Origin of the sequence: Sediminicola luteus (genome assembly GCF_002514735.1) — a bacterium.
Taxonomy (GTDB): domain Bacteria; phylum Bacteroidota; class Bacteroidia; order Flavobacteriales; family Flavobacteriaceae; genus HQA918.
On sequence record NZ_KZ300476.1, the window covers coordinates 222,496 to 244,544 of the forward strand.

Annotated in this window: 24 protein-coding genes; 16 read left to right on the top strand and 8 right to left on the bottom strand. The window is 43.0% G+C overall.

Annotation, left to right across the window (positions count from 1 at the left end):
* The first annotated feature begins 48 nt into the window (after nt 1–48).
* Nucleotides 49–672: a Crp/Fnr family transcriptional regulator gene (locus B7P33_RS00720; RefSeq protein ID WP_097440054.1), complete on the top strand. Its 624-nt coding sequence runs from the start codon at nt 49–51 to the stop codon at nt 670–672.
* A gap of 75 nt (nt 673–747) precedes the next feature.
* Nucleotides 748–1,488, top strand: a complete 741-nt coding sequence (locus B7P33_RS00725; protein ID WP_097440055.1) for a cysteine hydrolase family protein — start codon at nt 748–750, stop codon at nt 1,486–1,488.
* An 81-nt stretch (nt 1,489–1,569) separates the two neighbouring features.
* On the opposite strand, the gene B7P33_RS00730 is transcribed toward B7P33_RS00725, so the two are convergent.
* The 4 genes from B7P33_RS00730 to B7P33_RS00745 are packed head-to-tail and all read right to left on the bottom strand — an operon-like array spanning nt 1,570 to nt 6,699.
* Nucleotides 1,570–2,964 carry a TolC family protein gene (locus B7P33_RS00730; RefSeq protein WP_097440056.1) on the bottom strand — a complete coding sequence of 465 codons (1,395 nt, stop codon included), beginning with the start codon at nt 2,962–2,964 and terminating at the stop codon, nt 1,570–1,572.
* Entirely contained in the window at nt 2,961–4,313 is a 1,353-nt protein-coding gene (locus B7P33_RS00735) for an HlyD family secretion protein (RefSeq protein ID WP_097440057.1), read from the bottom strand. The genes B7P33_RS00730 and B7P33_RS00735 overlap by 4 nt, the downstream gene beginning before the upstream one ends.
* Nucleotides 4,314–4,317: 4 nt before the next feature.
* The gene (locus tag B7P33_RS00740; RefSeq protein WP_097440058.1) at nt 4,318–5,979 is read right to left on the bottom strand and encodes a peptidase domain-containing ABC transporter; all 1,662 of its coding nucleotides are present in this window, start codon (nt 5,977–5,979) and stop codon (nt 4,318–4,320) included.
* Nucleotides 5,980–6,030: 51 nt separating this feature from the next.
* On the bottom strand, nt 6,031–6,699 hold the full coding sequence (locus tag B7P33_RS00745) for a TetR/AcrR family transcriptional regulator (protein ID WP_097440059.1): 669 nt from the start codon (nt 6,697–6,699) through the stop codon (nt 6,031–6,033).
* 166 nt (nt 6,700–6,865) lie between these two features.
* On the opposite strand from B7P33_RS00745, the gene B7P33_RS00750 reads away from it, so the two are divergent.
* The 8 genes from B7P33_RS00750 (at nt 6,866) to B7P33_RS00785 (ending at nt 14,980) form a co-directional block, all read left to right on the top strand.
* Nucleotides 6,866–7,567, top strand: a complete 702-nt coding sequence (locus tag B7P33_RS00750; protein ID WP_141402359.1) for a TetR family transcriptional regulator C-terminal domain-containing protein — start codon at nt 6,866–6,868, stop codon at nt 7,565–7,567.
* 34 nt (nt 7,568–7,601) lie between these two features.
* A complete protein-coding gene (locus tag B7P33_RS00755) occupies nt 7,602–8,915 on the top strand; it encodes an ABC1 kinase family protein (protein WP_097440061.1) in 1,314 nt (437 codons plus the stop codon).
* The gene (locus B7P33_RS00760) at nt 8,912–9,532 is read left to right on the top strand and encodes a flavin reductase family protein (protein ID WP_097440062.1); all 621 of its coding nucleotides are present in this window, start codon (nt 8,912–8,914) and stop codon (nt 9,530–9,532) included. The genes B7P33_RS00755 and B7P33_RS00760 overlap by 4 nt, the downstream gene beginning before the upstream one ends.
* Nucleotides 9,529–10,950, top strand: coding sequence for an SDR family oxidoreductase (locus B7P33_RS00765; protein WP_097440063.1), 1,422 nt, complete (start codon nt 9,529–9,531; stop codon nt 10,948–10,950). Before B7P33_RS00760 ends, B7P33_RS00765 begins: the two co-directional genes overlap by 4 nt.
* Before the next feature lie 65 nt (nt 10,951–11,015).
* Nucleotides 11,016–11,696: an SDR family NAD(P)-dependent oxidoreductase gene (locus tag B7P33_RS00770; RefSeq protein ID WP_097440064.1), complete on the top strand. Its 681-nt coding sequence runs from the start codon at nt 11,016–11,018 to the stop codon at nt 11,694–11,696.
* 15 nt (nt 11,697–11,711) lie between these two features.
* A complete protein-coding gene (locus B7P33_RS00775; RefSeq protein WP_097440065.1) occupies nt 11,712–12,182 on the top strand; it encodes a TspO/MBR family protein in 471 nt (156 codons plus the stop codon).
* On the top strand, nt 12,182–13,468 hold the full coding sequence (locus tag B7P33_RS00780) for a cryptochrome/photolyase family protein (protein WP_097440066.1): 1,287 nt from the start codon (nt 12,182–12,184) through the stop codon (nt 13,466–13,468). Before B7P33_RS00775 ends, B7P33_RS00780 begins: the two co-directional genes overlap by 1 nt.
* A gap of 69 nt (nt 13,469–13,537) precedes the next feature.
* Nucleotides 13,538–14,980: a hypothetical protein gene (locus B7P33_RS00785; RefSeq protein WP_097440067.1), complete on the top strand. Its 1,443-nt coding sequence runs from the start codon at nt 13,538–13,540 to the stop codon at nt 14,978–14,980.
* 431 nt (nt 14,981–15,411) lie between these two features.
* Here B7P33_RS00785 and B7P33_RS00790 read toward each other — a convergent pair whose 3' ends face one another.
* The 4 genes from B7P33_RS00790 to B7P33_RS00805 are packed head-to-tail and all read right to left on the bottom strand — an operon-like array spanning nt 15,412 to nt 18,002.
* Nucleotides 15,412–16,290 (bottom strand): sterol desaturase family protein, encoded by an 879-nt coding sequence (locus tag B7P33_RS00790; protein WP_097440068.1) that lies wholly within the window; start codon nt 16,288–16,290, stop codon nt 15,412–15,414.
* Nucleotides 16,291–16,293: 3 nt separating this feature from the next.
* A complete protein-coding gene (locus tag B7P33_RS00795; RefSeq protein ID WP_097440069.1) occupies nt 16,294–16,854 on the bottom strand; it encodes a hypothetical protein in 561 nt (186 codons plus the stop codon).
* Nucleotides 16,855–16,904: 50 nt separating this feature from the next.
* Nucleotides 16,905–17,147, bottom strand: a complete 243-nt coding sequence (locus B7P33_RS00800) for a hypothetical protein (protein WP_097440070.1) — start codon at nt 17,145–17,147, stop codon at nt 16,905–16,907.
* 18 nt (nt 17,148–17,165) lie between these two features.
* The gene (locus B7P33_RS00805; protein ID WP_097440071.1) at nt 17,166–18,002 is read right to left on the bottom strand and encodes an ABC transporter six-transmembrane domain-containing protein; all 837 of its coding nucleotides are present in this window, start codon (nt 18,000–18,002) and stop codon (nt 17,166–17,168) included.
* Nucleotides 18,003–18,249: 247 nt separating this feature from the next.
* On the opposite strand from B7P33_RS00805, the gene B7P33_RS00810 reads away from it, so the two are divergent.
* The 6 genes from B7P33_RS00810 (at nt 18,250) to B7P33_RS00835 (ending at nt 21,988) form a co-directional block, all read left to right on the top strand.
* Nucleotides 18,250–18,582 (top strand): hypothetical protein, encoded by a 333-nt coding sequence (locus B7P33_RS00810; RefSeq protein ID WP_097440072.1) that lies wholly within the window; start codon nt 18,250–18,252, stop codon nt 18,580–18,582.
* Nucleotides 18,583–18,646: 64 nt separating this feature from the next.
* A complete protein-coding gene (locus B7P33_RS00815) occupies nt 18,647–19,798 on the top strand; it encodes a hypothetical protein (protein WP_097440073.1) in 1,152 nt (383 codons plus the stop codon).
* Between the two features lie 4 nt (nt 19,799–19,802).
* Nucleotides 19,803–20,162: a cytochrome c gene (locus B7P33_RS00820; RefSeq protein ID WP_141402360.1), complete on the top strand. Its 360-nt coding sequence runs from the start codon at nt 19,803–19,805 to the stop codon at nt 20,160–20,162.
* A gap of 59 nt (nt 20,163–20,221) precedes the next feature.
* Nucleotides 20,222–20,767: a YceI family protein gene (locus tag B7P33_RS00825; protein WP_097440075.1), complete on the top strand. Its 546-nt coding sequence runs from the start codon at nt 20,222–20,224 to the stop codon at nt 20,765–20,767.
* On the top strand, nt 20,745–21,134 hold the full coding sequence (locus B7P33_RS00830) for a hypothetical protein (protein ID WP_141402361.1): 390 nt from the start codon (nt 20,745–20,747) through the stop codon (nt 21,132–21,134). Before B7P33_RS00825 ends, B7P33_RS00830 begins: the two co-directional genes overlap by 23 nt.
* Before the next feature lie 5 nt (nt 21,135–21,139).
* Nucleotides 21,140–21,988 carry a DUF5777 family beta-barrel protein gene (locus tag B7P33_RS00835; RefSeq protein ID WP_097440077.1) on the top strand — a complete coding sequence of 283 codons (849 nt, stop codon included), beginning with the start codon at nt 21,140–21,142 and terminating at the stop codon, nt 21,986–21,988.
* Nucleotides 21,989–22,049: the final 61 nt, after the last annotated feature.

Here is a 22,049-nt window from a genome sequence, read left to right on the forward strand (position 1 = left end):
TTTTTCTATGGTTTTCGTACATTCCCAGGCGTCTTAAAACCTCTGGACATGGAATTCCCGCCTTTACCCCTTTTTACGGAAGTCGAACTGAAATCTGAAATCGCCCGGGTAGCTACTTTTAAAAAAGTACCCAAAGGCGAGACCTTAATTCGTCAGGGACAATACCTCAAGGTCCTGCCCATTGTTGTTTCCGGCGCCATACGTGTATTCCAGACCTTTGAAGACCGCGAAATACTGTTGTATTATGTACGCGCCAACGAAACCTGTATCATGTCTTTGACCGCCTGTCTTTTCAACAATGAAAGTGCATCCTACGCCATAACCGACGCCCCCACCCAAGTGCTTTATATTCCCTCCGATTACATTACCGATTGGCAGACCCGGTACCCTTCATGGAATAAATTTATCTTAGCTGCCTATAGGAATCGCTATGACGAGCTATTACATGAGTTCACAGATGCCGTTTTTAAAAAAATGGACGAACGTGTTTTGGACTATCTTAGAAACTACAGGGACACCCATTCGGTGCACACCATTCCAATCTCCCACCAGGCCTTGGCACTAGAACTGGGTACTACTAGGGTAGTCATTTCTAGAATCCTCAAAAGCTTTGAACTGGAAGGGCTTATTGGTCTTCATCGTGGCAGCATCACCCTTAAAAAGCCGTTTTAGGTATCTTTTGATACCGTTTTCCAGAGGAGCCAGGTCGGTTCTTTGCATTATGTTAATCTTAAAAACACATATGCAATGCAGACCAAAAAAAACTTTTTCGGCACTTTAGTAATCGGATTATTAGCGCTTGGCCAAACCCTTTGGGCCCAATTACCCGATCCAGGTTTTACCATCGACAATAGGACCGCCATAGTCATCACCGATCCCCAAAATGACTTTTTAAGCGAAAACGGGGTGGCGTGGGGGCTGGTGGGCCCAAGCGTAACCCAAAACGGCACCATAGAAAACATCGCCACTTTATTTGAGTTGGCGACAAAACACGAAATGCCCGTGCTTATTTCTCCACATATGGTAAATGATCACGATCACCAATGGGAATTTGCCGGGGCCATGCTCACTTTTGCAAAACAAGTGAACCTAATGAAGAAAGGGAAATCTACCGAAGCTGGTGTTGCACTGGGTACTCATGGGGCCGATATCTTTACGGGCTACCACAAATACCTGAAAAATGATAATGTTTTTGTAACATCGCCCCACAAGGTCTTTGGTCCCGAAAGTAACGACTTGATCCTTCAACTTCGTAAACGGCAGATAGACAAGGTAATCTTGGCCGGAATGTTATCTAACCTATGTACCGAAAGTCATCTACGCGAACTTGTAGAGCAAGGCTTTGAAGTAGCCGTAGTTAAAGATGCTACAGCGGCGGCCATATTACCTGATATGGACGGCTACAAAATAGCCCAAGCGAATTTTACCTTAATCGCCAATCATGTGTTTACCACGGAAGAATTAAAAGCCGCATTCTTAAAACTGTAGGAGTGGCAGGTATGATCCCGGAGGGTTTCGGTTGCCCTTCGGGATTTTTGTTTCAAACCCTAATTCTTGTTTGAAATAATATTATAACTCGGGATTAAGAGCCAGACTTTTGAACAATTTAGCCTTGGTACCAAAGAATTTATTCTGCACCTCTATTTGTTTTAAACGGGCATCGATAAGTTTGTTTTCCCGAGAATTGACCAAAAAGAGTGAACTTTCGCCAAACTCAAATTTTCGTTCTTCGGCATGCAACAAAGTATTATAGTTTGCTACTATACCGAAGATCAATCGATTCTGTTCGGTATAAGATTCCAATTCGTTAAACAACCCACGCACCTTATTACGAATGGCCACATGGGCATTGTCGCGATCGAATTCAACATCCCTTAGCTTGAATTTGGCTAGCTTTAGGTCACCTCTTTCCTTACGCAAAAACAACGGGAAACGGAAAGAGACCCCGCCTTTATATTGATCCGAATCAAAATTTCGAATACCTTGCACCTCTTCCATCAAAAAATTGTATTCCACATCAATTTTAGGCAATAACTTATTGGCCTTTAAACGCTTGTCCACCATAAGGCCTTCGATTTTATAATTTAAGGCCAAGAGCTTCGGATGGTTCTCCATAGCTACACTATCCAATGGGATTTCGGCAATTCCCAAGCCCAGATCAATATCGCCTTCGGGTCGCATATCGGGTTTGATATGGGGATGCAATTCCACAGGCACCCCGTTCATCCATAGAAAATTAGACAAGGTCAGGGCTTTATGAACGAGGGTAACTTGGGCTTGCTCCCACTCCAATTGGCGGGTTTGTACCGTTATTTGGGCCTCTACCGTATCAATTTGGGCGACATCGCCGTTTTTGGCCCTTGAAACTACCCCTTGAAAGCGTTGATCCGCATTTTTGAGAAAATCTTGATACACTATTTTGGTCCGATATGCTTTTAACCAATCAAAATAGGAGATAGCTGCCTCGAACAAAATTCGATTGACCAAAATATCTTGTTCGGCCTTGGTCTGTTCCCTAAAATACTTGGCCTTACGAAGTGTGGCCATACGCTCATTGACCCAAAAGCCCTGGCCTAGTGACATAGAGACGCCCGCACTGTATAAACCATCATCCGGCACGGTCTCATCCGGATTGATATACATCCCTTCATTTTGGGCATAGTTACCTTTAAATTCAATACCGAAATAAGTAGGCACCTTGAACGTGGCACTCAGCCGATCCCAATATTCGGTATCCTTAAAGTCCTTTCGTTCATAATCGACCTCCAATTTAGGATCAAACCCACCGCGCGCCTTCATCAAATTGGCCTCGCCTACACCAATGGTCAATTGGGCCTGTTTGGCAATGGGATGATGTTTTTTCACATAGCCCAAATACTCCCGAAACCCCAACACCAAACTGTCGTTCTGTCCGTATAAAAAAAGTGAACAAAAAACACCTATGATTAAAAACAAGCTTCTCATTTTTTGGTGGTTTTGGCCGCAGCCTTTTCAGGTTGATAGTAATTGGGCGGAAAACCATTCAGCTGGCGCCACATCTCGAACCATATGGGCACATCTTCCAATAGGGCAATGGTATTGGCACCAGAACCCACACGTAATTCTTTAGGCCAAGCGTGATCTTCGGCATCGGGCGCCAGTAATACCCGATACTGGCCATTTGGACTAATAAAGGTCTCCATGGCTACTACCTCACCACCATAAGTCCCATAAGAAATATTAGGCCAACCGCTAAAGAAAATGGCGGGCCAACCATCGAATTGAATACGGACTTTTTCACCGATGTGGATCAAAGGTAGATCAATGGGATTTACAAAAGTCTCTACCGCCATATCGAATTCGGCTGGCATAATCCCTACCAATTGTTCGCCTTCCTTAAACGTCTCCCCTATACCCCCTTTTACAGCCTTGTTAATGTAGCCACTTTGGGGGGCCTGAATATAATACATGCCGGTTCGAATGTTATAGTTAGACCATTGGTTCTCCAATTTACTAACCTGGGCCTCTGAATCAAACTGGTTCGATTGGGCGGTAAAACGATCGCTACGCGCCTTGGCTATTTTATCGGTATACGAAGCCCTAACCCTATTTATCTCTACCTGCGCATTGACCACATCATTTTTACTGGCTTGAAGCTTATTCTCTTGGGAAATGCGTTTGGCCTGAGCCGATTGTAGTTTTAATCGCTTTTCCTCTACATCGGTCATCGCTTTTAGCCCCTCGGAACGCAATTGCACCACACGATCGTACTGCCTTTGTGCAATATTCAGATTGGTCTGGGCAGCCTCGAGGTCTATACTATCGCTCTGTACTTTAAGTTTGGACTGATACAGCTTGTTGCGGGCCTGCTCTAATTTAAGCCCGCGTTCATTTTCCAAAGCCGTTATCTGTACCGCCAGGGCTTTAACTTTTTCACCATAGGCCTTTACCGCCATTTCCTTGGCAGCAATCTGCTGGCCCGTACGTTCTAGGAGCTTTGGGTCGAAGTAGTCATTCTTTACTTCTGAAATATGCAAAATGGTATCGCCTTTTTGCACATAATCGCCCTCTCTGACATACCACTTTTCAATGCGCCCGGGAATTGGAGACTGTATGGTTTGCGGGCGTTGATCTGGCGTTAAAGTGGTCAAATAGCCCTTACCGGTTACATTTTGGGTCCAGGGCATAAACAACATCACGAAACCGATACCTGCGAAAATGAGCAAGAACTTGTTGAACATACCGTATTGTTTCGGACGATCTACCTCTTTAAAAGAGTGGTAGCCATCCAAAGACACTTTTTTATTCAATGCATTTTTAGTGATATTCAGCATGGTCTCACTTTTTAATCAATCGCTTGTCCTTTATTTCATACACCTGGCCACATAGTTTTTCCCAAATGGGGCTACCTCCAGAAACCACCAAAGCCCAGGGCCTATCGGGATGGGTTAAATAGCCTGCGAGCTGTTTGGCCATAGCCGGCTCAAAATGCTCCAAAGGCTCTTTTAAAAGCAGTAAACACGGGTTATTGATTATGGCCCTAGCCAATAGAATACGTTTCGAAATGGTAGTAGGTATGTGCTGTCCCTCCGGATATAAGATTGTATGGATACCCTTGGGCTGCTCTTTAATGAACTCTGTCAATTCCAATTGACGAAGTACCTCAAAAACACGTTCTTGACCTATCTCCGTATTCCCGAAGGTGATATTCTCCAATATACTGCCTTCAAAGGGCAATTGTTCGGGTAACACCTGCCCGATTCCCATGCGATAGGCATTGGGTCGTAGCGCTTGTAGAGAGGTATTGTTAACATAAACCCCACCTTGACTGGGTTCCAACAAGCCGGACAACAATTTCAAAAGGGTCGATTTACCGCTACCCGACTTACCTTGAAGCAAAATGCGATCACCGTGCTTGATATGTAAGAAGACATCGGAGAACAAGGGCCTACCCTGTGGGGTATTGAAATTTAGATTTTCGACCTCGAGCAATAAATCGGTCTGAGAATCCCAGGGATTCAAACCCGATTGGGGCTCCAGTTCCTTGTCTACCACCTGTCCGATCTTCTCCAAAGAAGTAAGCATATCGTATACGGTCTCTAATCCGGTAACCAATTTTTCAACGGATGCGATAACCAATAGAATTACGATTTCGGCCGCCACGAACTGCCCAATATTCATCTGTTGGTTCAGCACCAAGAGCCCACCAACCAACAATAAACCAGCCGTAACCAACACCTTGAAGCCGATCATTTGCATGAATTGGAGAAACAACACCTTAAAATGGCTTTCACGCGCCTTAAGGTAATCGGTGGTAAGCCTGTCGTTGCTCTGCATAGCCAACTGGGTCTTGCCCGACAGTTTAAAACTTACGAGACTCCGGGCCACCTCCTGTATCCAATGGGCCACCTTATATTTCGACTTACTTTCTTGTAGGCTGGTTTCCAATCCCCGTTCGGCCGTAAACTTAAAGACCACATAAATCAACAAGATCAGCAACAGGCCGTACAGTATAAAAAAGGGATGGTAGAAACTCAATAAGGTTATACCAAAGAATATCTGCAAAATAGCCGCAGGAAAATCGAGCAACAGTTTGGGCAAACTTTTTTGCACGGTGAGGGTATCGAAAAAACGGTTGGCCAATTCTGGCGGATAGTAGTTACGCAGTTCGCTCATTTTTATTTTGGGAAAGCGATAGGCAAACTCAAAAGACGAACGCATAAAAATCTTTTGCTGCACATTTTCAAGAATTCGGATCTGCATTAATTGCAAAGCCCCCTGAAAACCTACACCTAAGGTCACCATAACTACCAGCACGATCCAAGAGGTGCTTATCTGCGCCCCCTGTATCAGGTTAATAATGGCCTGAACACCCAAAGGCACCGATAAGGCGACCAATCCGGCAAAGACCGCATAAAAAATAATCTGTTTTATTTCGCGCTTGTCTGGTTGCAACAATCCGATCAGTCGTTGCAAAGGGGTCATCTGTTTTTGCTCCATATGTTATCTAAATAACAACCAACTCATTAAAACTTAATTCCAGCCGATGATTTATTGAATGGTTTTAAAAACCAAATCCTTATAAAATCGGACAATATTGTTTTTACCTTCTTCAAAATCCGTCAATGACGGCAAGTGTTTCGAAAAATACCGTTGATGGTGCACCCCCTCTATCACCGTGGAAATCAACATATGAGGAAATTCGAAATCGGGGTTAATCAGAAGCACCATATCGCTCACCCGTTGCACCACCCGTTTATAGGTACGATAAAAGCCTTTTTCATTTTCGGCATCTACATCTTTGGTATGATAGGCCTTAGACGATTCTGCGATAATGATTTGGTACAGCACCTCCTCATCTATATAATCGAAGCGTTGATCTACCCGTACCGGCTCGGTCAATATACTAAGGGCCTTTTCCAGTTTTCTCTTGGGATCCACCATACTATGCGTACTCAGCACCAATCGATATTCGGTCCAACTCCAATACCAATTCACCAAATAGACCAATAGGGTATGTTTACTATCAAAATATCTGTAAATAGAACTCTCATTTGAGCCGATCTCCTTACCTAATTTTTTAAAAGTAAAATCTTCATACCCCAAGGACTCAAGCATTAGAATCCCTTGTTTTAAAATCTTCTTGCCAAGCGCGGAAGACTGCGGGTCTTTGGAATACAAAGCCGCATTAACTTTAATATCAAAATATAGATTTTCCATAATACAACTACGCAAATATAATAGTATTACTATCATTATTTAACACGATAACTCGCTTTAAAGAAATTTTAACATCTTCGATACCTTTAAAATCCTTTTCAAATGATGTATTATAGCCGTTTCAATCATAATTTTTGGGGTAACCTGATTAACCCCATACATCACTTTGTTTAATTTTTTATTATTTTTGTTAGACACAATAAAAATTATCATGGCAACAAAAACTAAAAATCCGACAGCAACAGAATGGATGGGTTGGTATATGGACTGCCAACTAAGTAAGCCTGAAAAATTGCATTCCATTTTTACATTCACAACGCATTTTGGGTATGAGGAAATGGAATTCTATAAACATTATGCCAGTTTCGAAGCCTTGGAGAAAGACATCTTTGACCAGTTTGCCAAAAACACCATCGCGCTCTTAAACAAAGACGAGTCTTATGGCACATTGGGGCCAAAAGATAAATACCTTAGCTTTCTTTTTACTTTTTTTGAAACACTGACGGCGAACCGCTCTTTTGTGCTCTTGTGTCTTGACCTCAAAAAAAATGGTTTTGCCACTCTGGGTAAACTAAAAAAACTCAAATCTACTTTTGACCACTACATCACAGGTTTAGATATCGAAACTTGGGATACCAAGCACGAGAGGTTAGAAAAGCTCCAACAAAAAAGTAAAACTGAAGTTGCCTGGACACATCTCTTGACCATTCTACGTTTTTGGATGACGGATAGCTCTCCCGCCTTTGAGAAAACCGATCTTTTTATTGAAAAATCGGTCCGGGCTTCATTTGATCTTCTCGATATTTCGAAAACAAAAAGCGTAGTTGACCTTGCCAAATTTTTGGTTAAGGAAGTACGACATTCGTAAAACCCTGATTTTTTTTCTTTAAAACAGCATCGAAATGAAAACCTTAGACCGTATACCTACAAGTAAAATACAGCGCGCTGGCACCCTTATAGGTACCGGACTAAAAGTAGGTGTTAATTATGCCAAGTTTTATGGTGAAAAAATAATAGGCTCGGAAATCGAAGCCAAGGAAAAGCTAAACGAATCGAATGCCACCGATATTTACGATGGCCTAAAATCTTTAAAAGGCTCGGCATTAAAAGTGGCCCAAATGTTGAGCATGGAAAAGAACATTTTGCCACGGGCTTATGTCGAGCGCTTTTCCCTATCGCAGTTTTCCGTTCCCCCTTTGTCCGCCCCCCTGGTAAAAAAAACCTTTAAATCGCATTTTGGTAAAAATCCGGAAGAAGTCTTTGACCGGTTTTCATCTAATTCCGTTAATGCGGCAAGTATTGGCCAGGTACATAAGGCTTATAAGAATGGAAACGAATTGGCGGTTAAAATCCAATATCCGGGCGTAGCCGATAGCATTTCTTCTGATTTGGCCCTAGTGAAACCGATAGCTATCAAAATGTTCAATTTACAAGGTGAAGGGTCCGAAAGTTACTTTAAGGAAGTGGAAGATAAACTTACCGAAGAAACCGATTATAGATTGGAACTGGAACAAAGTGTGGCCATTTCCCAAGCTTGCTCGCATATTCCCAAACTACGGTTCCCCAAATACTATCAGTCCCTTTCCAGTGAACGCATACTTACCATGGACTGGATCCGTGGTCAACACCTTTCGGAATTTACCGATAACATAAAAGACCAGGCCACGGCAAATGCCTTAGGCCAGGCTTTATGGGATTTTTATATGTACCAGATGCATGCGTTAAAAAAAGTTCATGCCGACCCCCATCCGGGGAATTTCCTGGTCACCGATGCTGGCGAATTGGCGGTTATAGACTTTGGCTGTATCAAAACCATACCTGAATCTTTCTATGTACCTTATTTTGAACTGGCCAAACGCGAGAACATTGAAAACCCAGATTTCTTTGAACGGAAATTGTATGAATTGGAAATCTTAAGACCAGAGGATGGTCCGGAAGAAAAAAAGTTCTTCTCAGCCCTTTTCCACGAAATGCTACAACTCTTTACGCAACCGTTTCAACAAGAATATTTCGATTTTTCCGATGCTGAATTCTTCGGTAAAATCGCCGAATTAGGACAGCGCTATGCCCAAGACACCCAACTGCGCAAAATGAATGGTAATCGGGGGTCTAAACATTTTATCTATATTAACAGAACCTTTTTTGGTTTATACAATCTTATGCACGACCTAAAAGCCCAAGACGTTCGAATACATGCTATTCAAAATACTTTATGATTTCCTTTGACCACAAAAAGATACTAGAATTGCCCCGTAGGTACAGGGCGCAGTTGATCAATAGCCTGTCGGGTTATAAATCGGCGAATTTGATAGGTACGGTCGATGCAAAAGACCAAGAAAATCTAGGCCTTTTCAGTTCTGTGGTTCATATTGGGGCCCACCCGCCTTTATTGGGGTTTATATTGCGGCCCACAACCGTACCCAGACACACTTTTGAAAACATTAAGGAAACCGGATATTATACCATTAACCATATTTGCCGGTCCATTATTCGCCAAGCCCATCATAGCTCGGCTAAATATGAAAAAACAATATCCGAGTTTACCATGACCGGATTAGGGTCGGTATATAAAACCGATTTTCCTGCGCCTTATGTGGCCGAATCGCCAATTCAAATTGGCCTACAATTCGTAGAAGCCATTCCCATTCCAGCCAACCAAACCCAATTGATCGTTGGAAGCATAGAAGAAATCCATCTTTCAGAAGAAATTCTAAGGGAAGACGGAGCCGCCGATCTCAGTAAGGCCGATATTGCCGCATTGATTGGCTTAGACACATACGTAACCCCCAACACCCCCTTAAAACTCGACTATCAGAAACCTTTGGTAACATGACGATTCTGACAACGGGTACCACCGGATATATCGCCAAAAGACTAATTCCCGTTTTACGGGAAGCAGGCCACGAACTTATTTGTTGTGTACGCAATCGCTCGCGTATTCCGGAGGACCTAAAGAACGATTCCCACATCCAATTTGAAGAGGTCGATTTCTTAGCACCACCCAGCCCGGATTTCATAAAAGCGATACAAGCTGTTGATGCCGCCTATTATCTGATTCATTCCATGGGTACCAAAGGTGACCAATTCACCGAATTGGAAAAAGTTTGCGCCCAAAACTTTAAATATTGTTTAGAACACACCCAGGCCCAACAGCTCATCTTTTTAAGCGGCATCAGTAATGCGAACGCCCTATCGAAGCATTTACAGTCACGCCTAAACGTAGAACTTTACTTGGCCTCACAAAAATATGCATTGACCACACTGCGCGCAGGCATTATCGTAGGTAGTGGCAGCGCATCCTTCGAAATTATTCGAGACCTTGTTGAAAAGCTACCCGTAATGGTCGCCCCAAAATGGTTGAACACCCCCACCCAACCTATCGCCATTCGCGATGTTTTGTTTTACCTAACCCGAAGTTTACTACAACCCAATTTATACCATGGTGCCTTTGATATTTTTGGCCCGGAGACCTTGACCTACAAAACCATGTTATTGCAATTCGCGCATGTCCGGGGTCTAAAAAGAACGATTATCACCTTACCCGTTTTAAGTCCGAAACTCTCGTCGTATTGGTTGTATTTCGTTACAGCTACCTCATATAACCTAGCCCAATCTTTAGTGGATAGTATGCATGTTGAGATAATCGGTCAAAAAAATAAAATCCACCAAATACTGCCCCATAAAACCCTGTCTTACCAAGACGCCGTTATCGCCGCTTTTAGTAAGATCGCCCAAAATGAGATTCTCTCTTCTTGGAAAGACTCCAAGGTAAGCGGGGTGCTAGACACAGAGCTCTCCAAACATATACACCCACCAAAATTCGGCTGTTATAAAGACATCCGTTCCAGACCTATACAACAAAAGGAAAATACCCTCGAAAAAATTTGGAAAATCGGCGGAAACCAAGGTTGGTACGCATTCAATGGTCTTTGGAAAATCCGAGGATGGCTAGACCAACTTACCGGTGGTGTGGGTTTAAGACGGGGCAGGCGTCATCCTTTTGAATTGGAAACCGGGGATGCACTCGATTTTTGGCGTGTTCTTTTGGCCGACAAAGAAAATGGACGTCTGCTACTTTATGCAGAAATGAAGTTGCCCGGAGAGGCCTGGTTAGAATTCAGTATTTCGGACAACCGATTATGGCAAAAGGCTATTTTTCGTCCGAAAGGATTATGGGGACGTCTGTATTGGTACGCGGTACTCCCGTTTCACGGATTGGTTTTTAACGGAATGATCAACGCATTGAAATAAGGAAACCACTATTTTTTAAACAAACACTACAATCCACTTCATAGGTAAACTAAAAATATATAGTTATGAAACGAATTTTAATCGTAGGTGGAAGCCAAGGTATTGGAAAGGCCATTTTAGAAGGATTAGGGCCTGATACCGAAATCATCAACCTAAGTCGGACAGCCCCCGAAACCCAGATTCCGATCAGGCATATACCTTGTGATGTATTGAGGGACGAACTCCCCCAGATCGAAAAACTAGACGGTTTGGTGTATTGCCCCGGAAGTATAAACCTGAAGCCCATAAAATTTTTGAAAGAAGCCGATTTTCGGAATGATTTCGAAATCAATGTCATCGGGGCCTTAAAAGTCATTAAACATTATCTTCCGGCATTACAACAATCCGAGACGGCCTCCGTGGTTCTCTTTAGCACAGTGGCCGTAAAAACAGGTATGGCCTTTCACAGTAGTATAGCCGCCAGTAAAGGGGCCTTGGAAGGTATGGCAAAATCGTTGGCCGCAGAATTGGCCCCAAAAGTCCGCTTTAATACCATTGGCCCCACCATAACCGATACCCCATTGGCCAAACGTTTACTGCGTAATGAAAAACAACAGGAAGAAATGGCCCAAAGACACCCCCTAAAACACTATTTACAACCCGATGAAGTGGCCCAATTAACCCAATATTTGTTGGGTGATGCCAGCCGTTCCATAAGCGGGCAGTCATTTTATTTAGATGCCGGAATTACCAGTATAAAAGCTTAAAGAAAGAACACTCGTATGAAAGGAAACACTTGGGCTTGGTTTGCCCTAATCTTTGGATTGAATTTTTTGGCTCTCGGACTCGGGGTATGGCTAATGGATGATGGCCCTACCCAATCTTGGTACATCTCGCTAAACAAGGCCCCATGGACACCGCCAAATTGGATGTTCGGTTTTAACTGGACCCTAATCATGATCTTTTATGCCGCCTTTATGGTTTGGGCCGGTAAAGAAACAGCTGATGCCAAAAGTCCTTGGATAAGCTACGCATTGCAATGGGTTTTAAATGTGAGTTGGAACGTACTTTTCTTTAGATGGGAACTAACCCATAGTGGTTTAGTATGTATTCTTTTGCTGACAGCTGTAATTACTTACCAAACCCTTCGTTTTGCAAGGCCCATAGGTTGGCGTGGTCTCAGTATAGCCCCGTACCTCCTTTGGCTATTGATCGCAACCAGCCTAAACGCTTATATTTGTTTGTATAACTAATGGAACAAACCACGATATTCTGGTTCCGGCGCGACCTACGTTTGGAAGACAACCATGGTCTTTTCCGGGCTTTAGGTCAAGGTAACGTTATCCCTGTTTTTATTTTCGACCCCGATATTTTATCCGGGCTTTCCCCAGATGACCCGCGAGTAACCTTTATACACCAACAGTTGCAAAGCATTAACCAAAACTTACAAAGGTTTGGTAGTGGCGTACATCTTTTTCATGGCAAACCGAACGATGTTTTTAAACACCTGATCGACAGGTATCGTATTAAGGCGGTTTTTACCAACACCGACTATGAACCATATGCCCAAAAACGTGATCATTTGGTAAAAACCCTGCTTGCTTCACAGGGAATACCACTAATCGAATGTAAGGACCAAGTTATTTTTGAACGCTCTGAAATCGTAAAAGACGACGGTAACCCCTATACGGTTTTCACCCCTTTCAAAAAGAAATGGCTTTCGCGGTTCTATCCGGAACTCACCCTTGCCTTTGCCTCAGAAAAACACCTGGAAAAACTAGCCCGAATAGCGCCAAATTGGTTGAGCCTAAAAGACATCGGTTTTACCGCTTCTTCTATACCCGTGAAGCCCATAAATACTGAATTTCTTGACCATTACGATGCCATTCGCGATTTTCCGGCCAAAGACCAAACCTCTTATGCCAGTGTGCATTTACGATTTGGTACGGTTTCGGTACGAAAAATGGTCACTTTGGCCCTACGAACCAATGAAACCTATTTGAGTGAACTTATCTGGAGGGAGTTCTTTATGCAAATCCTTTACCATTTTCCAAAAACGGTAGATCGTCCGTTTAAAAGCCGATATGCCCGATTGCCCTGGCGAAACGACCCTGCGGATTTTAAGAAATGGTGCCATGGTAAAACCGGATACCCCTTGGTAGATGCAGGTATGCGCCAACTGAACCAAACCGGCTATATGCACAATAGGATTCGTATGGTTTGCGCGAGTTTCCTGTGCAAACACCTTTTGGTCGACTGGCGCTGGGGCGAGGCCTATTTTGCCCGGAAACTATTGGATTTTGACCTCTCGGCCAATGTGGGCAACTGGCAATGGGCAGCCAGTACCGGTTGTGATGCGGTACCCTATTTTCGGATTTTCAATCCGGAAAGCCAATTGAAAAAATTCGACCCACAAAGTCAATATATAAGACGCTGGGTAACCGACTTGGACGAACTTTCGTACCCACAACCCATGATTGATCATAAAGAAGCCCGACAACGTTGTTTGGACTTTTTCAAAACCCATCTCAACAACTGATTAACTTTTTTTGACCTATATCAAATAAAATCCGTTAAGCTTTAACCTTCTTTACCTAAAAAACTACATATGAAGGTAAAACTTATCGGAACCACCGCTTTTATCGCAGTTCTTGGCGTCTTATTCGGATTTACATCGATTAGCCCGAAATCGACCTATACCGCCCAGGTAGATGTGGTGGATATTGAAGAAAAAGGGGGCAATCTTTTAGAAAAACTCCAGGGCCAATGGTTGGGCATTAATAGTGTTGCCGGAATTGAATACAATTGGTTTGTTTGGGATTACCGGGCTATTGCCCCTTCGCAATTGCATGGTATTCACGAAGGGGGCTCTATGGGTAACCTTTTCAACACCTTTTACATAGCCGATTTTAAAGGTAAAAAAACCATTATGGCCCGAAATGGTGGGGTACTAAACGGAATTTACCGCAGCAGCTATTTTGTTATGGATAGGGCCGAAGAAAATGAAGATGATCAATATTATCGGTTGGTAGATGCCGTTGGTGGTAAAGAAACCATGTATATGGAACTACGCTTTACCAAAGACAGCCTATACTGGAACGCCTATACCAGCCAATTAGGAAATCGGTTAGCCGAAAGACATATGACCTATAAGGGTAAGAAATATAGTGACACCCTTGCCCAAAAGGCTGCGAAAACCAATGGCTTTCCCGACACATCAATTGCTTACGACTTTCCAAAAGGCTTTGACGACAGTTACCTATATATTAAAAAGACAGCCACCTTCCTCTGGCAAGAAAAAAGCAATGCCAACATACAGCGTATGGGTGAAAAAGCCTTGGACCCCATAACCCCGAATGATTACCCCTATGTCTCAGAACTGGGCATTGACCTTAGTAGAAGTCCAAAAACGAAAGACAGTCAAATGATCATCTACGTCTCTGAAAAGCCTTTGACCGATGCCGAAGGTAGACTTTCCAATGATGTAAACGATTACAATAACACCATACATCTATCATACCTTACCCAAGGCGAAAACCATTTTAAATACACCTACCTACATCCCGGGGATTATTTTGTAACCCTAATCGCCGATATGGACAGCAACTATATCATTTCTCCCGGGGACTTAAATAGTAGCAGTATTCCCATTCAAGTGTTATCGAAACAAAGCGTTTCCGTAACCGTCTCGGACATTTCCAAAAATAACAAAGCCTTTGTGTTCCAAAATCTCGGAGACGATTTTTACAAAGAAGCCCCCGTTGTAGAGGAAGAACCTGAGGAAGTTCCGGTGATAGATTGGGAGGTGAGCTACCAAAGCGATGTTAAACGAATAATCAGAAACAATTGTATTACTTGCCATGGTGGCCCGGCTCCAGACGCCCGTTTAGATCTTACTGAATTCAAATCGGTAAAAATGGCCATGCAGCGTAAGGGGCTTTTACATCGTATTAACGACAAAAGCGATCCCATGCCTCCTAAAAAAATGCTCTCCCTAAAAGACCGTATGATCATTTTTAAATGGAAAAAAGATGGGTTAAAGAAAAAATAATACCTAAACACTACCATCTGAAGCCGTCTGACTCTTGGTGCAGACGGCTTTTTTTATTGGAACTGTCAAAAGGGTTATTCCTCTGGGTGTGACCCGGTAATATAACCCGAATACATTATCTATTTTTTATGAAGGTATCTGAGCATTTTGTGCTACAGTAATCATAATGGAGACAACAAGTTGTTATTCCGGTTTTCCGTATCCCAACACTAAAATTACCGTAAAAGGATGGGAGATTTTATTCAGTTAAGATCGCGACCAGCCGGTTGCAGGCACACTTTCGCCTACCTTAACCCAGCGTCAACTTAAACAACCCTATTATTCTTGAATTACAATCAACTAAGATTTTAATCATAATACTATCGTAAAAAACACGAAAAAGCCCTGGCTTTACAGACCAGGGCTTCCATTCAAACTTAAAACAGTTCTCCTTAACTCGGCTCCCAATCCGGGGGCTTAATCAAGGCCAGCATTTTGTTTTTAAACCCTTTAAGACCTTTCATTTTTCTGTACAAACGGCCTATACCATGTAAAAACACCTTGAACGGATTATTGGAATTCAAAGGTTCCGAAATACCATAGCGAACCGTTTCCACCTCCGGTTCAAAGGTACCCAACAAACGATCCCAGATAATTAAGATCCCGGCATAGTTTTTATCCCAATACTGACGGTTAGAACCATGGTGCACCCTATGGTGCGAAGGCGTGTTAAAGATGTATTCTATAGGTTTACCCAGCTTCCCGATGATCTCGGTATGCAATAGGGTTTGAAATACCTGAACGAACACCTCGGCCAAGAGTACCAAAATGGGATCGTAGCCCAACATAACTATGGGCAACGAAAACAAAATGGGGAAAACGGCATCCAGCGGTCCAAAACGATAGGCCACAGACATATTAAAATGTTCGGAACTGTGGTGTACCGTATGGGTGGCCCAACCCAGGCCAATACGGTGCATGGTGCGGTGATCCCAGTAATAGGCAAAGTCTGCCAAGAGAATACATGTAATTATGGTCATCCAATTTAAGGGCAAATGAGGCAAACTCAAGTTTTCATGAACCCAGAAATATACTTTGGTTACCGCCAAAATGCCTAAAATAATCTCAATGGCATAAAAAGCCACGAAGGTGAATGCATTGGCCAAAGAATCTAAAACCAGATCTTTGTTGAGGCGTTTTAAATAGGCATATCGTATCAATTCCAGCACAAAAAAGGGAAGTATGATGTACACCAAACTCAGGTCGTTGAATATATAAAACCAATACTCTACATTGGCCCACTCTAAATGTTTGGACAAGAACTCGATCATAACTTATAATTTTTTCCAAGTTTCGGTATCGCCATAGCCATAATAATCATAACTAAGCGTAAAAGTTTTGGCATTCACTCTTTTTAGTTTGGCCTCTATTTCATAAGATTTGCCCTCGTATTCGATGGTATAGGTTCCTTTTCCGGTTTCCCCTTCAAACCTGTCGATTACCAGTACCAAATCGCCTTCGGCCTTTTGGGCATTTCCGGCCGGGTCCCTGTACTCATGTGTGTAGGCCTTGTGTTTGCCCGATTCATTTTTTATGCGGTACACAATGCTTCCTTTATAGTCTTCGGTATCGTACTCTACCTTCCATTGGCCCGTCAATGTTTCTTTATCCACTTCGACAGCTTTGGCTGGTAGTGCATCTTTTTCTGGTGTCTTGTCATTAACTAACATATTTTCTTCTTTCTCATCGGTAATTATCTCTTTTTCCAATTGGGATTCAGCGGCCCCATTTGCTACCATTTCCCCGTCATAAGAAAGATAACTGAACAAATGCGCCCCACCGGCGATAAACACCACCAAGGCCAATGTTCTAAAGAACAATGTTGAATTTTTCATGATTTATGTTTTATGCAAAATTATCGCTACCGATAACCAATACCTTTGACCTAGATCAAAAAATAGGTCTGATTATATACACTATATATGGCGAAAGCAAACCAGACCAAAAGTATGGTCCAATACAATTTCGGATTTTCTTTTCGGTAAATGGCTTCTACAAAATGAATCTCGCCACTTATTATGGCATTTAATAAGGCGAGCCACAAAAACAAACCCCAAAACCAAGTCCAATTTAAAATTACTGCCGGCACCATAAGGGCCAGGGCCAAAAGCGTTTTCCATTTATTCATAAGATACAACAAATAGTATTAGGCATTTTCCAACCGATTCCGTATTTCACGTAAACGGATCAACTGCTGGAATACCATGGGTAACATATAAATGCCCTCGGCGAACTCCAACACATAGGTGAGTACCGAAAAAATACTTCCGGCTGTGGCATTGGGCATTTGAACCGACATAAACAGGGCAAACACCGCAAGACCAAAAAGTAACAACTCGACCAAACCATAATTCAAGGTATCGAGATCACTCATTTTAACCATCCAACGGGCTATAGACCTAAAATGATTAAAAATCGATTTCGGAGCACGGGTGTGTAAAACATCGACCCGTTTTTCCAACTCATCGTTCAAGCCCACATTAAATGCGTAAATCCGATTTGTGCTTATACCGTAAATAGCCAAGATCAATATAATACACAGTAAACATCCCAGTGCAATCCACAGATGAAAGGTTGCCAAAAGCACAATTGCACCAACCACGCCTATTACCGAAGAAAAGGCCTGAGGTAGATCGTGTTCGAAAAAATCGACTAGCTCTTTAATTAAGGAACTGCGTGCCGTAATGGCCGAGATGGTCATTTCACTGCTTCCATTTGCCGTTGCCATATGCGTGGCCGTATTGGCATAAATAGCCGTGTATACCCGAGTATCGTAATACCTCCGGGCAGTTCCGACCATAAATCCGAAGATATATAAAGCCCCGAACCACCACAAACCTTGGTTATCTCCTTCAAGAAGATCGTTAATGGCCAAACCTAATAACAAGGGTTGAAAAACCCGGGCCACGTTTTCAAGTACCAACAAAGAAAAAGTAGCGATGATTCGCCACCTATACTCCTTAAAAATAAAGGAAATACCCATAGGATCCGCTTTGCTTTTGACATGGCAATATTAGTTCACTCTTAACTAACCCCTATTGACTTAGGTCAAAAAATGATATCGTAAAAATTAAGAGCCTGTTTAAGTTTCCCCAATCAATTTTGGCCCCATCACCTCTTTTTGATTTAGGTCAAAAGTGTGAGACGAACATCGGATTAGTTTTGCCGGTATGAAAAAGAAAGTTGTCCTACTCGCCGTTTCCGCGATACTTTTCGCATGCCAAAATCCCATGGAGAAAATCTATGGCACGTGGCAAGTGAAAGATGCATATCATAAGGCCATATATCATATCTATAAAACCAATGACTCTGTAATGGCCCGTGTGGTCTATTATAACGATGGCACCCAAATCATAAGGGAAAGTGATCCCGACACCCTTTTCTATTTTAAAAACCTTAGGGAAAAAGACGGCCACTTTATTGATGCCCTTTCTGGTGCTACCCATAGTGACCAAGTTCCCGATATCAAAATCGTTCCTAAGGGAAACGATAGCTTATTGGTTACCAAACAAATCATGAACAGCCCGACCCAAGAAATCTGGGTTCGCCAAACCACACCATAAAAGCAATACCAAATTGCTCGAAAATCTCAACAAACAAAAACGATAAAACGCAAATCCATTTTACATGAAAACACCATTTAACCTATTCTTGGTGATTTTTTTGATCACCCTAACCTCATGTAGTACCGACGATATACGAAACATAGCCGGTAGCAGCGAACCAAAGCCTCAGCCAGGCCAACCCACAGCGGTCGAGCCCGTAGATATCAATAGCAAAGGTTTTGAGTTAATGCAGAAAATGCAGGGCCATTGGGTAGGCCGTAACTTAGTTATTGCCACCGATTACACTTGGTTCGGATGGGATTATAGGCCCATTTCAGCCTCCCATACCTTTGGCATACACGAAGGTGGGTCTGCCGGTAACCTTTTCAATTCGTTCTTTGTCAGCAACTTTAAGGGCAAACGCACATTAATGATTAGAAATGGCGGGGTTTTAAATGGCATTTACCGCACCAGCTACTTTGTATTGGATAAGGTTGAAAACAATGCCGATAGCGATTACTACCGCTTTGTAGATGCCCGTGGGGGCGATGGCATCATGTTTATGGAATACCGTTTCCCAAAAGCAACCGACAGCCTTTATTTCAACGCCTATACCAGTAATCTGGGTGACCGCATACCCAATAGACATATGACCTTTAGGGCCAAACGTATGCACCCCGAATTGGCACAGGCCGCCGCCGCAGCCACCAACTACCCAAAAAATGAGGTGGAAATCGATTTTGCCAACGGGTTCGTTGAAGAAAACCTCTATGTAAAAAACGGCCTTACCGAAGCCAACTCGGCGACATTCCTAGCCCAGCAAGAAAACAACGACGTTTTTGAAATGGCTCCTTTATCGGGCGACCCATACACCATTTTAGACCACCCTTCCCTAAGTATTCTGAATGTAAAGATTGAACGAGGCCAAGTACCGGCCGACAAAACATTGTTGGTCTATCTCTCTAGGGACCCCTTAACCGATACGGAAGGATTCTATAGCAGCGACCCCGAGGCCTTTAACACCTTATTGCATTTTCCGGTACTGACCCAAGGTGAAAATGAATTCTTGTTCACATACATACACCCGGGGGATTATTATGTAACGATTATTGCCGATATGGATGGCGACCTAGCCCCATCTGAAGGGGATCTAACCCATGCCCAAAGGCCGATAACCATAGCTCCCGAATCAGAAAATGAAATCACCATAACGGATATCACTACAGAAAACTAGACCCATGTTAAAAAGAGTATACCTACCATTATTACTAACCGTTCTATTGTCTTTACCCTTTGGTTGTACCACGGCCATTATCGATGATGATGGTGCATTGCCACCCATAACGAGGCGTGTAACCTATCAGGCAGATGTAAAACAGATCATGACCAATAATTGTATCACCTGTCATGGTGGACCTGCACCGGATGCCGGATTGGACCTTACCACCTACGAGCATACCAAAGCTTCGGGCCAAACCGGGCAACTGAGTGGTCGTATGAACAACATCAACAATCCCATGCCCCAAAATGGCCTTTTGTCACCGGAAACACGTCAATTGGTCGATAAATGGATTGCCGACGGCTATCCCGAGAATTAAAACCAAAACGTCAAGAAGTTCAGGTCAACCCACTAGACTTTTGGCACAAAACATATACCATGAAAAAAACAATCTTTATAATCGCCTTGCTCTGTTTAGGGCATGTAAAAGCTCAAAAATTCTTTACCAAAACCGGTGAAACCGAATTTTCGGCTTCTGTCGACACCTTTGAACCCATAGAGGCCAATAACAAAAGTACCACTGCAGTACTGAACATAGAAAACGGACAGTTGGCCGCCCTGTTGTTCGTAAAGTCGTTCCATTTTGAAGTAGCCCTTATGCAAGAGCATTTTAACGAAAACTACATGGAATCGGATGCGTACCCTAAGGCCACCTTTAAGGGAACATTACACGGTTTTGACAAAGCCTCACTTGGGAATGATACCAAAGAATTTCCCTTAGAGGGCGAGTTAAGCCTACACGGCGTAACCAAACCATTAAGTACCCAAGCTCAGCTTAAAAAAGACGGGAAAACCCTTTGTGTAACGGCAAGTTTCGCGATAAGGCCAGAAGATTTCAATATCAAAATCCCTGGGATCGTGAGTAAAAAAATCGCTAAATCGGTAACCGTAAAACTGAATTATGTCCTTGTCGAGAAAAAGTAAAATCGGACTAGTACTACTAGTATTGGGAATAATAGTGGCCATTTTCGGATATCGGTACCTATACCAATCGCACGAGACCACTTCTGAAGCCCCCATTGCCTATACCGGCGACGCCCAATCGTTTTCTGAATTGATGCCTACCGAAGCCCTAGCATGGCATGGCAAGTTCATTCAACTTTCTGGAAAGGTTAGCGGTAGCGACGATAAAGGCTTTACCCTAGACGGGTCTATTTATTGCCAGTGGGATGAAACCCAAAAACAACAAGAATTACAACTTAACGAAAGCATCACGATTAAAGCCAGGGTCATGGGTTACGATGATCTTTTGGAAGAATTAAAACTGGATAAAACCATACGAATCAACTAATTCACATGCGCAAAAACATTATATTATTCGTTTGTCTAGGCCTCGTACAATTTACCATGGGCCAAGAAGACCTATTACAGGAACTGGAGGCGGAGACGCAACCCGTCACCTTTCAACAACCCGCCTTTAAGGCCATGAAAATCGGAAACCTCCAATCGACAAAAATTGCCGAAAAAGGAGACTTATATTTAAACGTCTCGCATAGGTTCGGCGCCTTAAACGATGGGTTAACCACTTTCTTTGGCCTCGACAATGCCAACACCAATATCGAATTGGTCTATGGCTTTTTTAAAGGTATGCAGGCCGGTATCTCACGCGAGTCTATTCGAAAGACCTATGCGGGGCATCTAAAAATCAACCTTAAGAAGCAGTCCGAAAGCTTTCCGGTCAATATCGTGGCCTATGGTGAAGCCAATATTCGTACCGACCTCAGGGAAGAACAATACCCGTTGATGAAATTTGCCGACCGTTTGAGTTATGCGAGCCAACTTCTTATCTCGCGTAGGTTCAGCAACAAACTTTCCTTAGAGTTGGCACCAACCTATGTTAGGCAAAACCTGGTTCTGGAGCCTTTTCAAAAACACAATCAAATCGCATTGGGTATGGGTGGGCGCTATAAGTTTAGCAAACGTATGTCGCTCAATGTAGACTATGTGCATAATTTTAACCGGCATGAAGACTCGGTATTCAATGACCCTCTCACCTTAGGTTTGGATATAGAAACGGGAGGTCATGTTTTCCAATTGTTATTTTCCAATGCCCAGTCGACCTTGGCCCCGGGGTTTATATCGAATGCGGAGGGACAATGGTTTAAAGAGGTCTATTTCGGTTTTAACGTGGTCCGCGTTTTTTAAGTCAGCCTGAAGTATCCAAATAAAATTTAGTGTAGCGTGGCTATCCCGGGAGGTAAAAGGT

What these genes read in the sequence shown, in the direction of transcription:
- B7P33_RS00780 (WP_097440066.1), top strand. Translation starts at nt 12,182, where the DNA reads ATGGAACAAACCACGATATTCTGGTTCCGGCGCGACCTACGTTTGGAA.
- B7P33_RS00720 (WP_097440054.1), top strand. Translation starts at nt 49, where the DNA reads ATGGAATTCCCGCCTTTACCCCTTTTTACGGAAGTCGAACTGAAATCT.
- B7P33_RS00740 (WP_097440058.1), bottom strand. Translation starts at nt 5,979, where the DNA reads ATGGAGCAAAAACAGATGACCCCTTTGCAACGACTGATCGGATTGTTG.
- B7P33_RS00730 (WP_097440056.1), bottom strand. Translation starts at nt 2,964, where the DNA reads ATGAGAAGCTTGTTTTTAATCATAGGTGTTTTTTGTTCACTTTTTTTA.
- B7P33_RS00770 (WP_097440064.1), top strand. Translation starts at nt 11,016, where the DNA reads ATGAAACGAATTTTAATCGTAGGTGGAAGCCAAGGTATTGGAAAGGCC.
- B7P33_RS00745 (WP_097440059.1), bottom strand. Translation starts at nt 6,699, where the DNA reads ATGGAAAATCTATATTTTGATATTAAAGTTAATGCGGCTTTGTATTCC.
- B7P33_RS00755 (WP_097440061.1), top strand. Translation starts at nt 7,602, where the DNA reads ATGAAAACCTTAGACCGTATACCTACAAGTAAAATACAGCGCGCTGGC.
- B7P33_RS00785 (WP_097440067.1), top strand. Translation starts at nt 13,538, where the DNA reads ATGAAGGTAAAACTTATCGGAACCACCGCTTTTATCGCAGTTCTTGGC.
- B7P33_RS00835 (WP_097440077.1), top strand. Translation starts at nt 21,140, where the DNA reads ATGCGCAAAAACATTATATTATTCGTTTGTCTAGGCCTCGTACAATTT.
- B7P33_RS00820 (WP_141402360.1), top strand. Translation starts at nt 19,803, where the DNA reads ATGTTAAAAAGAGTATACCTACCATTATTACTAACCGTTCTATTGTCT.
- B7P33_RS00760 (WP_097440062.1), top strand. Translation starts at nt 8,912, where the DNA reads ATGATTTCCTTTGACCACAAAAAGATACTAGAATTGCCCCGTAGGTAC.
- B7P33_RS00805 (WP_097440071.1), bottom strand. Translation starts at nt 18,002, where the DNA reads ATGGGTATTTCCTTTATTTTTAAGGAGTATAGGTGGCGAATCATCGCT.
- B7P33_RS00800 (WP_097440070.1), bottom strand. Translation starts at nt 17,147, where the DNA reads ATGAATAAATGGAAAACGCTTTTGGCCCTGGCCCTTATGGTGCCGGCA.
- B7P33_RS00795 (WP_097440069.1), bottom strand. Translation starts at nt 16,854, where the DNA reads ATGAAAAATTCAACATTGTTCTTTAGAACATTGGCCTTGGTGGTGTTT.
- B7P33_RS00735 (WP_097440057.1), bottom strand. Translation starts at nt 4,313, where the DNA reads ATGCTGAATATCACTAAAAATGCATTGAATAAAAAAGTGTCTTTGGAT.
- B7P33_RS00725 (WP_097440055.1), top strand. Translation starts at nt 748, where the DNA reads ATGCAGACCAAAAAAAACTTTTTCGGCACTTTAGTAATCGGATTATTA.
- B7P33_RS00790 (WP_097440068.1), bottom strand. Translation starts at nt 16,290, where the DNA reads ATGATCGAGTTCTTGTCCAAACATTTAGAGTGGGCCAATGTAGAGTAT.
- B7P33_RS00815 (WP_097440073.1), top strand. Translation starts at nt 18,647, where the DNA reads ATGAAAACACCATTTAACCTATTCTTGGTGATTTTTTTGATCACCCTA.
- B7P33_RS00810 (WP_097440072.1), top strand. Translation starts at nt 18,250, where the DNA reads ATGGAGAAAATCTATGGCACGTGGCAAGTGAAAGATGCATATCATAAG.
- B7P33_RS00825 (WP_097440075.1), top strand. Translation starts at nt 20,222, where the DNA reads ATGAAAAAAACAATCTTTATAATCGCCTTGCTCTGTTTAGGGCATGTA.
- B7P33_RS00765 (WP_097440063.1), top strand. Translation starts at nt 9,529, where the DNA reads ATGACGATTCTGACAACGGGTACCACCGGATATATCGCCAAAAGACTA.
- B7P33_RS00830 (WP_141402361.1), top strand. Translation starts at nt 20,745, where the DNA reads ATGTCCTTGTCGAGAAAAAGTAAAATCGGACTAGTACTACTAGTATTG.
- B7P33_RS00775 (WP_097440065.1), top strand. Translation starts at nt 11,712, where the DNA reads ATGAAAGGAAACACTTGGGCTTGGTTTGCCCTAATCTTTGGATTGAAT.